The following is an 11,335-nucleotide window of genomic DNA, read 5'->3' as shown; positions in this document are numbered from 1 at the left end:
ACACTCTGCCACCGAAATCCGCTCAAGCCGGCCCGTACCGGGTCGATAAGATCCGGACCGTAACGATTGATGTCACTCATCAGCCCTGCCACCCCATGGCACCCCGTCAATGCTGAAGAAAATTCCTGTGGCCCGGCTGCGACCGGGCATGTTCATCCACGAACTCTGCGGCGACTGGATGTCCCATCCCTTCTGGCGTGCCCAGTTCGTCCTCAAGGGAGAGGGCGATCTGCGCCGCATTGTTGAAGCGGGTATCCCGCATGTCTATATCGATACCACGCGAGGACTCGATGACGTGGAGGCCGTTGCCGCGGAGCAGGTCCAGGCCGCTGTCGAGCAGGAAATCCTCGAAGCCTTGTCGGCGCCCCAGGAGCCGATAGTTCGCGTTTCGGTGCGTGAAGAACTGGCCCGTGCCAAACGCGTTCATGAGCAGGCCCACAAGGTGATCCGCAGCATGATGTGCGATGTGCGCTTGGGCAAGGCAGTGTCCCTCGACGATGCAGAGCCGGTGGTGGAGGCCATCACCGGTTCCGTGCTTCGCAACGGCGGTGCGCTGATGGGGCTGATCGGCATCAAGAACAAGGATGACTACACTTTTCTGCACTCTGTCAGCGTGTGTACGCTGATGATTGCCTTTGGCCGTTCCCTGGGTCTGGACGGCGAAGAGCTTCGGCAAGGGGGCATCGGCGGTTTGCTCCACGACATCGGCAAGATGAAGGTGCCCGATGAAGTGCTCAACAAGCCCGGCCGCCTCACCGACGCGGAGTTCGATCTGATCAAGCAGCATCCTGGCGATGGCCACGCGGTGCTGCTGGAAACCCCCGGCATCGGCGCCATTCCGCTGGACATTACCCGCCATCACCATGAGCGGCTTGATGGCAAGGGTTATCCTGATGGTCTGGCGGGCGACGCCATTTCCAGCATGGCGCGCATGGCCGCCATCGTGGATGTCTACGACGCGATTACCGCCGATCGCTGCTACCACAAGGGCATGCCCGCGGCGGAGGCCCTTCGCAAGATGTGGGAGTGGAGCAAGGACCACTTCGACCAGAAATTGCTCCAGGCCTTCATGCGTTGCGTGGGGATCTATCCGGTGGGGAGCCTGGTTCGGCTGGAGTCGGGCCGGCTGGGGGTGGTGATCGAGCAGAACGAAGGCAGCCTTCTGACACCCAAGTTGCGGGTGTTCTTCAGCACCCGATCAAACGGCTACATCAAGCCTGAACTGCTCGACTTGGGACGCAAGCTCGGCAACGGCGGTGGCGACCGAATCGTCTCTGCCGAGGCGCCGGACAAATGGGGGGTTGATCCCCAGCGCTTCCTGCTGGCCGATTGAAGCCCTTCAGCGGCGACATTAGCGGCGACAGTCGGCGGCCCGCATCAGACGCCCCGGCGTAGTTGGGCGTCAAGCGTATCGATGACAGCGCTCCAGTCGGCATCCTCGTCAAGTTCAGACTTCAGGAAAGCCGCCTGGGCCGCTGTCCAGAAAGGCGCATCGACCAGCTTGAGCTCATGGGCCAGGGGGGCGTGGGCCTCGATGAATGCTTCGATGTCGCTTGTCTCACTGGGAAGGCCGAGCTGGGCAAACAGCTGGGTGATGCTGTGGTTATGGAATTCCATGGCGTGCTCCTGGGGTTGGGGTTTCTGTTGGGCTCCCGCTGGCGCAATTGGTTGCAGTCGTCCGACATGAAATTGAGGTGGTGGCCGACGCTCGATATCCTGTATATTAGAAAACTCTAATCAAAGGATGGCTCCCATGTTGCGCTCTGTCTTTTTATCTGCTTTTCTCCTGTCCGGTGTCGCCCAGGCCCAGGACATTGAAGCCCTGAAGCTTGATACCCGCAAGAATGCACTGCCGGTACTGCCCAAGGTGGTTGCCATGATGCAGGACACTGTCGCCACCCGCGGTGTGGTTGAGGCCATCCCGGTTTGCAAGGACCAAGCCCCCAAGCTACTCAAGGAGCAGTCCGAAAAAACCGGTTGGAAGATGTCGCGGGTCAGTCTCAGGACGCGGAATCCCGAGCGGGGTACGCCGGATGTCTGGGAAGCGCGCCAGCTTGCCGACTTCAACATCCGCGCTGCCGCGGGCGAGAAGGTCGAGAGTCTTGAGTCCGGCGAGATCGTCACCGAGAACGGCAAGCCGGTCTTTCGCTACATTCGCGCCATTCCCGTGGGCGATGTCTGCCTGAAATGTCACGGTGCGGCCGACAAGATCGAAGCCGGGCTAAAGAGCGAGCTTGCCCGCAACTATCCCCATGATCGGGCTTTCGGCTACGAGAAGGGGCAGATCCGTGGTGCCCTGACGGTCCGGCGCCCACTCTGATCGGCCCGGCGTGTCAGAAGGTCCAGCCGTAACCCACGTAGGCCAGCGGCTGGATGCGCGTCTCGACAATCGGACTGTCGGCCTGCGCATTGCCCAAGCGGGTGACCATCAGGCCGAACAGCACCGACCCGCGCTCGCCTGCCGGCCACGCGCCATTGACTCCGGCCTGAAGCTGGGTGCCGGCCCCCGCGGTGTAGGCGGGGCGTCCTGGGGCGGCTTCCGAGGCGGCCACGCCGTAGTAGTAGTTGTTCATCCGGCGGTCATTCCAAGTAATGCCGACCAGGCCATTGAGGCGCAGCCCCGGACCGCGGATCAGAGCCCTTACGAACTGGAGTTGTGCGCTCTGCCCCTTGCTGCCCGACCCCGCATCGAAGCCCCACTGGGCATTGAGGGTGCCATGGTCGGTTTGCCAGCGCAGGGTCGGGCCCACGTCCACCCCGAAGTCCCGGTCCTGCATGCCCTTGGTGCGCCGGCCATCATCGGCTTCCCAACCGAAGCGCGCATCGGCGGCGAGCCCGATGCGCAGGCGCCGGTCATCCGAATCCACCAGCCATACGCCGGCACGCAGGGCGTTGATATAGAAGCGGTCGGCATAGCTGGCCTGGATCACGGGCAGGACCATGCTGCGCAGTTCATCGGAGCCGGAAGTGGCGGGGAGTACGCCGATCCCCAGCCCGTAGAGATTCCCGGTGCGGGGGATGGCGGTTTCGGTCTGACGGTCGATCCGGTCCGCGGCAATGGCAGGCAGGGTAGGCAGGGCGGCCGCAAGGATCAGGGCAACGCAGGTCGGTGTAGGGCGCATGGACGGCTCCGGTTGGCAGGGGATGCCGTCTGAGCTTGCCATTCACCGGTTTGTTCCCCGGATGATAGCGGTGTCAAATCGATCGGCACGCCGGTGGAAGGGTTTTTCCAGTCTTGTGGAATAATCTGCCGGTCCGCCGCACGGCCGATCCGAGCGTTTTTTCGATCTCAATCACACAGGGAGTCTGTTCATGAAGATCAAGCAAGTGCTTTTCGCCACTCTGGTTCTCGGCGTTGCCACGGGGGCCAGTGCCCAGATGAAACCGGAGGACCAGATCAAGTTCCGCAAGGCCGGCTATGCCTTCATGTCCTGGAACATGGGCAAGATCAAGGCGCAGACCATCGACAATCCTTCCAGCTTCAACAAGGATCAGGTGCTGGCCGCCGCCACGGTGATCGCCGCTACTGCCAATTCGGGCATGGGGGCCCTGTACGGTCCGGGGACCGACAAGGATGCGGGAAACCAGAAGACCCGTGTGAAGCCCGAGTTCTTCCAGCAGCAGGATGAGGTCCGGAAGCTGGCCATGGCCTTCGTCAAGGAAGCCAATGAACTGCAGAAGGTGGCGGCCACGGGGGACGCGGGGGCCATTAAAGTACAGTTCGGCAAGACCGGCGAGTCCTGCAAGGCCTGTCACGACAAGTTCCGCAAGGACGAATAAGCCTAAGCCCGGTCGAGTTGTAGCAGGCCCGTGCCGGTTGCAACTTACCAGGCCGGGGCTGCGGCCGGCGCGGGCGGGGGCGGCGCTTGCCAGGCGCCACTTGCCCCATAGGCTGCAGCCACGCCCACCATCAGCGCGAAGACCAGTGCCACGGCGCCACCGCCATGGGCCGCTGAGGCCGCGTCCGGTTGGGCGACAGGCCTGCGGCCGGTGATCATCGGGCGGATCAGATTGTCTCTGCGCACCCGCAGATAGAACACGATGGCGGCCAGATGGGTTGCGACCAGCACCAGGACCAACCAGAAGCCCTTGCGGTGCAGACCGGTGATCCAGTCGCTGGTCTCTTTGGAGATCAGGGGGTAGAGCGGGCCTTGAAAGGCGATGTCATCATTGCCGAATAGTCCGCCAAGGGTTTGCAGGCCGAGGGCTGTCAGCATGCCGAGTACGGACAGGGCTCCCAGCGGGTTGTGGCCGAGCCCGTGCCACTGGCCGCGCAGGTAGGCGTGAATGGCCGAGGGGCCGCGCACGAAGCTGGCAAACCGGGCGTGGGTGCTGCCCACCAGGCCCCAGGCAAGACGAAATCCCAGCAGGCCTGCGACGAGTACCCCCAGTCGGCCGTGCCAAACCATCAGATTGCCCCCGATCTGGCCGCTGATCATGGCGCCTGTGACGGCAAGGGCGAGCAGCCAATGGAAGAGCCGCAGGGGTAGATCCCAGATCCGAACTTCATGCATGAGCTGCACTCCCGCTGTGTCGTTTCGCAAGATTCTGACATGTGCCGGTGGCAAATGCAGTCAGGATGCCCAGCATCTTCCGTATGATGCGGACGGCACACTTTTCAACAATGAGGTGATTCTTGAAAACCCTGAGATTCCTGGTCCCGGCCGCTGTGCTGCTGACCACCCTGAGTGGCTCCGTCATGGCCTGCAGTGCCCACGACGATAACTGGACCGGTAGTGACAAGGCCGCGCATTTTGGTGTTTCGATGGCCGTGGGCATCGGTACATCGCGTCTTTCGGACGATACCTGGACGGCTTTCGGGCTCGCCCTGGTTCCCGGTGTGGCCAAGGAGCTCTATGACGCGACGCAGGACTGCAACCGTTTTTCCTGGAAGGACATGGCCTGGAATGCCGCAGGCGCCTATGTGGGTGTACGTACCGGCAACTGGCTCCTGGGCCCATCAGGAGTGAGTTACCGCATGGCTTTCTAAGCTTTGCCCGGGTGCGGAACAGGGTTGCCCCAGACGGTCCGCACCCGATCCAGGGTCGCTTGCAGGATTCGGGCATCGTTGCTGGCCCGATGTCGGGGCAGGCAAAGGTCCGCCTCCACCTGCAAGCGGGTCGCGTACCAGTGCTCGGCCTGGGCTTCGTTGAGCAGGGTCCGGATGTCTTCAAGGCGGAAGGCCTGGGAGCACTCTGCTGCGTCGAAAAGTCGGCTCAGCCAAGTGAAGTCGTGGTACCAGGAGTCGCAGTAGACGGTCAAGCCACGCAAGTGGGCATTGACATCCCGGGCCGCTTCGGCAGCTGTGCGTCCGGTCTTGAGCAAGGTTTCCCGAGTGACCCGATGCACTTTTTCGGCACTTTCGTCCCAGTGGGTCCAGCGGGCTTCCGGGCGGATTAGCGTGCAGTAGCTGGTGCCGTCGAGGAGCACCAGACCGACTTCGATGGGGTAGCTGGCGGCGCCGAAGCCGGAGGCTTCAACGTCGATGATGGGGGGCAGGGTGTCGGACACAGGTAAATGGGCAGGTATGACATACGCCATTCTACCCTGCCGGCAGTGCTTCGCTTTGGAGGGCGAGGTTTCAAGGCGGGTGATGTCCGGGGTGCCCATTTTCGTCCAGGGCCCACAGCCGATGGGCATCAAGCATCAGTCGCCAATACGCCTCCCGGGCGTCAAGCCGCGCACTCTGGGCGGCTAGCTGTGCCTCATGGGCAAGACGACGGGCCGCGAGCGTCTCGGCAAGTCGGCCTTCACCCAGTTGCCAGGCGCGCTCGGTCAGGTCGGCGCTGCGGGCCAGGGCTTCCGCGGCGATCTGCTGGCCGAGCCAGGCGGACCGCGCGGCGACAGCGTGCCTGAAGAGGGCGGCCGCTTCGGCTTCGACGCGGCGTTGTACGCCCGCCTCCCGGTGCGTGCTGGCGCGGGCTTCGGCAAGGGCCGCGTCACTGTCGGCACGGCGACCCTCACCGGGCAGGGGGAGGCTGAGACTGACGCCAAGCAGACGCTCCTCGCCGCTCCGCTCCCGGCTCACGCGAATGCCGAAACTGGGGTCGGGCAGGCGCTCGGCGTCGCTGCGGCTGGCGATGATCCGGGCGCGGGCACTTTCGGCCCGGGCTACGCCAAGCTCGTGGTTGTGCCGGACGATGGTTTCGATCCATTCGTCCGCCAGTCCCTCAACGGCTTCGGGGGGCATCTCCGGAACCGCGACAGGCAAGGCGATGAGCGGATGGTGACGGCGCAAGCGTTCGGCGGCAACCCGGGCCCTGCCTTCGGCCTGCGATAGCTGGGCCGCAGCCTGGGCGAGGGCTGCGTCAGCTTGCAGCCGTTCGAGGCGCGGGGCGTCTCCCAGTTCGACGCGGCGCCCCAGGGCGCGGGCCTGGTGCGTCAGGTTGTCCCTTTGAAGGCGCCACTGCACGACGGCGGATTCTTCCCGCAGCCAGTCGAACCACATGGCCAGCAGGCTTCTGCCCGCCTCGTGGAGGGCCTCGCCGCGGCCGACGCGGGCGGTGGCGATCCCGGCGGCACCCAGTTGCTGATCCAGGTCGCGTTTAGCGGGTAGTCGCACCGTCCGCTCCAGGCCCACATCCCACTCGGTGTAGCGGCCCTCGGCGGTACTGCGAACCCGTCGGTTCTGCTCGCCCAGGCCCAGCGTCCATTCATAGGGGCCGGCGCCCAGGCGGCGTGCGCGGGCTTCCTGGGCTTCGATGTGCTCGTCGGCGGCACTGACCGCCGGGTTGTTGTGCAAGGCGGCGAACACCTGCGCCTCGGGGGGCAGGTCGGGGGCCGTCGCCGGCAGTGCGCGGGTGGGCATCAGGGCAGAAAGGAGCGCAATCGACACGACGACGAGGCCGTTCATGACGCCAGCCTCCCGCTGGTCAGGGCGGGCACCATCCAGTAGAACACGCGGGGGGAGGCAAATTCGCGACGCAGGATGTCGAGCAACCGGTCGGCGTCCGCCCGGGGTATGACCAGATCCACCCGGCAGCATGCCGCCCGGCCGCGGACGTGCTCTGCCGTGCCCATGAAAGTGATCTGCCGGCCTTGGCCCTCCAACTGCTGGGAAGTGAATCCGGGGGCCAGGTCCGGGTGATCAAGCAGGGTTTCGAGCAGGGCTTCTTCCACATCGGGAGGAATCACGAGGGTCAGTACGACGTGGGCTTCGGCAGCGGGATTCATGGTGCTTGCACCGGGCTGGACATGGGGGTGACGCCGAAGCGTCGGTAGAGAATGGGAAGCATCAGCAAGGTAAGGGTGGTGGCGCTGACCAGGCCACCAATCACCACGATGGCCAGAGGGCGCTGCACCTCGGAGCCCGGGCCGGTCGCGAAGAGCAGGGGCACCAGGCCAAGGGCAGCGATGCTGGCGGTCATCAGCACCGGCCGCAGACGCCGTCTGGCGCCTTCAATCACCACCTCTCCGATCGGCATGCCACGGGCCAGAAGCTGGTTGAAGCAGCTCACCATCACCACGCCATTGAGCACCGCAATGCCCAATAGTGCGATGAAGCCCACCGAGGCGGGTACAGACAGGTACTCGCCGGACAGGGCCAGGGCAAAGACGCCCCCGACCAAGGCAAAGGGCACCATGGCCAGGATCAACAGGGCCTGACGAACCGATCCAAAGGTGGAGAAGAGCAAGACAAAGATCAGACCCAGAGCTATCGGCACCACAAAGCCCAGGCGGCTTGCAGCCCGTTGCTGGTTCTCGAACTGTCCGCCCCAGGCGAGCCGGTAGCCGGGCGGCAAGGCGACGCGGGCCGATACGGCTGCGCGGGCTTCGTTCACGAAGCCGACCAGATCACGATCACGGACGTTGGATTGGATTACCGAGTAGCGCTGGGCGTTCTCCCTGTCCACCTTGACGGGGCCGTCCACCCGCTCGATCGTTGCGATGCTGGACAAGGGCAGACTTTGACCTTCCGGTGTGGTGATGCGCAGTGCCGCAAAGGCGTCCGGATCCTGCTGCAGGGCGGCCGGGCCGCGGATCAGCAGCGGCACCCGTCGGGTGGTCTCGATCACGGTACCCGCGATGCGGCCCTCGAGCAGGCTGCGCAGGGTATTCTGAATATCCTCGACATTCAGCCCGAAACGTCCCGCGGCCAGCCGATCGACCCGGATCTTCAGGTACTGAACCCCCTCGTTGCGAAGCGTAAGGGTGTCTTCAGCGCCGGGTATGCTCTTGACAACGTCCTCGATCTCGCCGGCAAGGCGGTTGAGCGTGCGCAGGTCGGGGCCATAGAGCTTGATGGCGAGATCGCCGCGCACGCCTGTCAGCATCTCGGAGACGCGCATGTCGATGGGCTGGGTGAAGGTCAGGGCGATGCCGGGGAAATCGCCCATCACCTGACGTAGCTGGTCGGTCAACCAGTCCTTGTCGGGCTGGCGCCATTCATCCCGCGGCTTGAGCACCATGAAAGTGTCTGTCTGGTTCAGCCCCATCGGGTCCAGCCCCAGCTCGTCGGAACCTGATCGGGCGACGATGGCCTTCACTTCGGGTACCGCCTTCAGGATCGCCTGCTGCACACGGAGGTCGGTGGCGATGGTCTGGGCGAGGCTGATGGAAGGCAGCTTTTCCAGCTGCATGATGATGTCGCCTTCGTCCATGGTGGGCATGAAGGTCTTTCCGAGCGTCGTGTAGGCCCCGGCCGCGGCGACCAGCGCGGCAAGCGCAATGCCGGCCATCAGCCGGCTGCGGGCCAGGGCCATGCGGAGCAGCGGGGCGTATGCCGCTTGCAGCTTGCGGACCAGCCAGGGTTCGTGGGCATCACCACGCTTGAGTGCGAAGGACGCCAGCACCGGAACTACCGTCAGGGAGAGCAGAAGGGATGCGGAAAGGGCAAATACGATGGTCAGGGCAACCGGGCTGAAAAGCTTGCCCTCTAGCCCCTCGAGCGTCAGCAGCGGCAGAAAGACGATCACGATGATCAGGATGCCCGACGCCACGGGGGCGGCCACCTCCCGAGTGGCACGGAAGATCACGTGGAGGAGGGGCTGGCCGGCCCGGGTGCCCGTTTCGGAAAGCCGGCTTTCAATGTTCTCAACCACGACCACGGCGGCGTCCACCAACATGCCTATGGCAATGGCGAGGCCGCCAAGACTCATCAAATTGGCCGACAGTCCGATACCGCGCATTGCAATGAAGGTGGCCAGCGCGGCCAGGGGCAGCATCAGCGCCACAACCATCGCTGCCCGAAGGTCGCCAAGGAAGGCCAAGAGCAGTATCAGCACCAGCACGATGGCTTCCACCAAGGCTTTGGAGACGGTGTGTATCGCTCGGCCGACCAGTTCGCTGCGGTCGTAGAAGACCTCGATCCGCACCCCTTGCGGCAGTGATGGGCCCAGCTCGGTCAGACGTGTCTTGATGCCTTCCACAACCTTGCCCGCGTTGGTACCCCTCAGTCCCAGAACCAGGCCTTGCACGGCCTCGCCAGCACCGTTGCGGGTGACGGCCCCGTAGCGGGTCAGTGCGCCGGTCCTTACATCGGCCAGGTCGCCAATCCGGACCACCCTGCCGGCATCGCTGCGGAGAACAATGGCGCGTACGTCGTCAAGGGTCTGGATGGCACCCTCAGCACGTACCAGCAGGGTTTCCTCACCCTCCGTCAGCCGCCCGGCCCCGTCATTGCGGTTGTTGCTCTCCAGGGCGAGTTGGAGCTGACCCAGAGTCAGATCGCGGGCAGCGAGGGCGGCCGGGTCGGGGATGATCTCGAAACTGCGTACCTCGCCGCCCAGGCTATTGACGTCGGCCACGCCGGCAACCGTGCGTAATGCGGGCCGGATGGTCCAGTCGAGCAAACTGCGCTTTTCCTCAAGGGACAGCGGGCCCTCGATGGTGAACATGAACATTTCGCCCAGTGGCGTGGTGATCGGTGCGAGGCCTCCGCTGGCGCCTGCCGGCAGATTGCCCATGACGCCCGCGAGCCGTTCACCCACCTGTTGGCGAGCCCAGTAGATGTCCGTGCCGTCCTCGAAGTCGAGGGTGATGTCGGCGAGGGCATACTTGGAGGTGGACCTCAGGAGGCGTTGGTGGGGAATCCCCAGCATCTCCTGTTCGATGGGGACGGTGATGCGTGCCTCGACTTCCTCGGGGGTCATGCCGGGGGCCTTGATGATGAGTTTTACCTGGATGGTGGAAACGTCGGGGAAAGCGTCCACCGGAAGATCTCTCCAGGCCAGCGTGCCGCCACCGATGAGCAGCAGGGTGGCTACCAGGACCAGCAGGCGTCGGGTGAGGGAGAATTCGATCAGTCGGGCAAGCATGGGCCTACTCTTTTCCGATTCCCAGCCAGTTGGCCTTGAGGGCAGCCACGCCGCGGGTCACGATGAGGGCATTGCCGGGCAGGCCGGAGACAATGGCTTCGTCGCCGTTCCGTCCGGTGGCGGCAATCGGCGTGGCCCGGTAGCCGGCGAGGCTGCCTTCCTTGCCGGCAACGAAGACCCACTGGCGGTCCTGGTGGTGGAACAGGGCGGTCGCCGGGATGCGCTGACCCTTGTCTGCCGGTCCGGCGGACGGTAGGTCCAGATCCACCACGATCGCTTGCCCGGGTCGAAGATTGCGAGCGCCCCGGGTGATGAGACCGCGCAGCAGCACGCTCTGATTGCCGGGTGTGGCGGCCCTGCCTATGGCCACCAGTTCGCCGCTGGCGTCTGCGGCCGTAACACGCAGCCGGGTGCCCACGCGCACTTGGGCTGCCACGGCGAGGGGCGCCTGAATATCCACTGCCAGCGGATCGAGACGGGCAATGCGGTAAAGCGGTGCAGCCTGTTCCACCCGTTGGCCGACGCTGACGTGCTGTTCCAGAACGCTGCCTGCAATGGGTGCGGTCAGACTCAGGCTGCGACCACCGCTATGCTGGGCAAGGGTGAGTTCCAGGCGGCGTTCGGCCGCCTGGGCCGCCGCCTGGGTCGCATTCGAACGGCTGGCCTGGAGACGCGATTCGGCGATCAGGCCCTCCCGGAAGAGCTGCTCGTCCCGTTGCAGGCTTTGGCGCGAGAGCGTGGCCTGGGCGTCCGCCTGGATGCGGTCACGCTGGAGCTCCAGGGCCTGGGGGCTGGCCATGCGGACCATCACCTGGCCCTTGACCACGTCCAGTCCGGGGGCGGTTTCAAGACCTTCGATGACGCCTGCGAGGGGCGCAGAGATCACCCGTTGCTGACCGTTGGGTATGCCGACCGTCGCCGGCAAGCCGGCGGCGGCTGCCCCGCCGCCAGTCTCTGGGGCTCGCGTGGCGATACCCAGGGCTGCACTTTGCGCTGCACTCAAGGCGACGAAATCAGGAGGCGGTGCGGCGGCTGGAAGCACGTCCGACGAGAGCAGCGCGGTGAGAAGGGCGGTGATG

Annotated in this window: 12 protein-coding genes; 4 read left to right on the top strand and 8 right to left on the bottom strand. The window is 64.7% G+C overall.

Annotation, left to right across the window (positions count from 1 at the left end; translation table 11 throughout):
- Window positions 1-109: 109 nt before the first annotated feature.
- The gene (locus J0L98_RS05350; protein ID WP_296410509.1) at window positions 110-1,333 is read left to right on the top strand and encodes an HD-GYP domain-containing protein; all 1,224 of its coding nucleotides are present in this window, start codon (window positions 110-112) and stop codon (window positions 1,331-1,333) included.
- A gap of 44 nt (window positions 1,334-1,377) precedes the next feature.
- On the opposite strand, the gene J0L98_RS05345 is transcribed toward J0L98_RS05350, so the two are convergent.
- Window positions 1,378-1,617: a DUF2789 domain-containing protein gene (locus tag J0L98_RS05345; RefSeq protein WP_296410508.1), complete on the bottom strand. Its 240-nt coding sequence runs from the start codon at window positions 1,615-1,617 to the stop codon at window positions 1,378-1,380.
- A gap of 136 nt (window positions 1,618-1,753) precedes the next feature.
- Between J0L98_RS05345 and J0L98_RS05340 the strand changes: the two genes are divergently transcribed.
- The gene (locus tag J0L98_RS05340; RefSeq protein ID WP_296410507.1) at window positions 1,754-2,320 is read left to right on the top strand and encodes a DUF3365 domain-containing protein; all 567 of its coding nucleotides are present in this window, start codon (window positions 1,754-1,756) and stop codon (window positions 2,318-2,320) included.
- Between the two features lie 13 nt (window positions 2,321-2,333).
- On the opposite strand, the gene J0L98_RS05335 is transcribed toward J0L98_RS05340, so the two are convergent.
- Window positions 2,334-3,122 (bottom strand): MipA/OmpV family protein, encoded by a 789-nt coding sequence (locus J0L98_RS05335; RefSeq protein WP_296410506.1) that lies wholly within the window; start codon window positions 3,120-3,122, stop codon window positions 2,334-2,336.
- Between the two features lie 190 nt (window positions 3,123-3,312).
- Here J0L98_RS05335 and J0L98_RS05330 point away from each other — a divergent pair, with 190 nt between their 5' ends.
- A complete protein-coding gene (locus J0L98_RS05330) occupies window positions 3,313-3,780 on the top strand; it encodes a cytochrome c (RefSeq protein WP_296410505.1) in 468 nt (155 codons plus the stop codon).
- Between the two features lie 44 nt (window positions 3,781-3,824).
- Here J0L98_RS05330 and J0L98_RS05325 read toward each other — a convergent pair whose 3' ends face one another.
- Window positions 3,825-4,514: a cytochrome b/b6 domain-containing protein gene (locus J0L98_RS05325; RefSeq protein WP_296410504.1), complete on the bottom strand. Its 690-nt coding sequence runs from the start codon at window positions 4,512-4,514 to the stop codon at window positions 3,825-3,827.
- 122 nt (window positions 4,515-4,636) lie between these two features.
- Between J0L98_RS05325 and J0L98_RS05320 the strand changes: the two genes are divergently transcribed.
- Window positions 4,637-4,990: a hypothetical protein gene (locus J0L98_RS05320; RefSeq protein ID WP_296410503.1), complete on the top strand. Its 354-nt coding sequence runs from the start codon at window positions 4,637-4,639 to the stop codon at window positions 4,988-4,990.
- Here the strand turns inward: J0L98_RS05320 and J0L98_RS05315 are convergent.
- The 5 genes from J0L98_RS05315 to J0L98_RS05295 all read right to left on the bottom strand — a co-directional run.
- The gene (locus J0L98_RS05315) at window positions 4,987-5,511 is read right to left on the bottom strand and encodes a 3'-5' exoribonuclease (RefSeq protein ID WP_296410502.1); all 525 of its coding nucleotides are present in this window, start codon (window positions 5,509-5,511) and stop codon (window positions 4,987-4,989) included. The two genes, J0L98_RS05320 and J0L98_RS05315, sit on opposite strands and share 4 nt — an antisense overlap.
- A 70-nt stretch (window positions 5,512-5,581) precedes the next feature.
- Complete coding sequence (locus J0L98_RS05310) at window positions 5,582-6,853, bottom strand: TolC family protein (RefSeq protein ID WP_296410499.1); 1,272 nt, start codon at window positions 6,851-6,853, stop codon at window positions 5,582-5,584.
- On the bottom strand, window positions 6,850-7,173 hold the full coding sequence (locus tag J0L98_RS05305; RefSeq protein WP_296410498.1) for a DUF3240 family protein: 324 nt from the start codon (window positions 7,171-7,173) through the stop codon (window positions 6,850-6,852). The genes J0L98_RS05310 and J0L98_RS05305 overlap by 4 nt, the downstream gene beginning before the upstream one ends.
- On the bottom strand, window positions 7,170-10,256 hold the full coding sequence (locus tag J0L98_RS05300; protein ID WP_296410497.1) for a CusA/CzcA family heavy metal efflux RND transporter: 3,087 nt from the start codon (window positions 10,254-10,256) through the stop codon (window positions 7,170-7,172). The genes J0L98_RS05305 and J0L98_RS05300 overlap by 4 nt, the downstream gene beginning before the upstream one ends.
- Before the next feature lie 4 nt (window positions 10,257-10,260).
- A partial coding sequence (locus J0L98_RS05295) for an efflux RND transporter periplasmic adaptor subunit (protein WP_296410496.1) occupies window positions 10,261-11,335 on the bottom strand: 1,075 nt, incomplete at its 5' end.

The sequence above is a fragment of the Zoogloea sp. genome, from assembly GCF_017302315.1.
GTDB lineage: Bacteria > Pseudomonadota > Gammaproteobacteria > Burkholderiales > Rhodocyclaceae > Zoogloea.
Note: the sequence above shows the minus strand (reverse complement) of the source record. Positions and strands in the feature narration are given on the sequence as shown.

Coding starts and splice junctions, on each gene's coding strand:
- J0L98_RS05350 (WP_296410509.1), top strand. CDS start 110: ATGCTGAAGAAAATTCCTGTGGCCCGGCTGCGACCGGGCATGTTCATC.
- J0L98_RS05345 (WP_296410508.1), bottom strand. CDS start 1,617: ATGGAATTCCATAACCACAGCATCACCCAGCTGTTTGCCCAGCTCGGC.
- J0L98_RS05340 (WP_296410507.1), top strand. CDS start 1,754: ATGTTGCGCTCTGTCTTTTTATCTGCTTTTCTCCTGTCCGGTGTCGCC.
- J0L98_RS05335 (WP_296410506.1), bottom strand. CDS start 3,122: ATGCGCCCTACACCGACCTGCGTTGCCCTGATCCTTGCGGCCGCCCTG.
- J0L98_RS05330 (WP_296410505.1), top strand. CDS start 3,313: ATGAAGATCAAGCAAGTGCTTTTCGCCACTCTGGTTCTCGGCGTTGCC.
- J0L98_RS05325 (WP_296410504.1), bottom strand. CDS start 4,514: ATGCATGAAGTTCGGATCTGGGATCTACCCCTGCGGCTCTTCCATTGG.
- J0L98_RS05310 (WP_296410499.1), bottom strand. CDS start 6,853: ATGAACGGCCTCGTCGTCGTGTCGATTGCGCTCCTTTCTGCCCTGATG.
- J0L98_RS05305 (WP_296410498.1), bottom strand. CDS start 7,173: ATGAATCCCGCTGCCGAAGCCCACGTCGTACTGACCCTCGTGATTCCT.
- J0L98_RS05300 (WP_296410497.1), bottom strand. CDS start 10,256: ATGCTTGCCCGACTGATCGAATTCTCCCTCACCCGACGCCTGCTGGTC.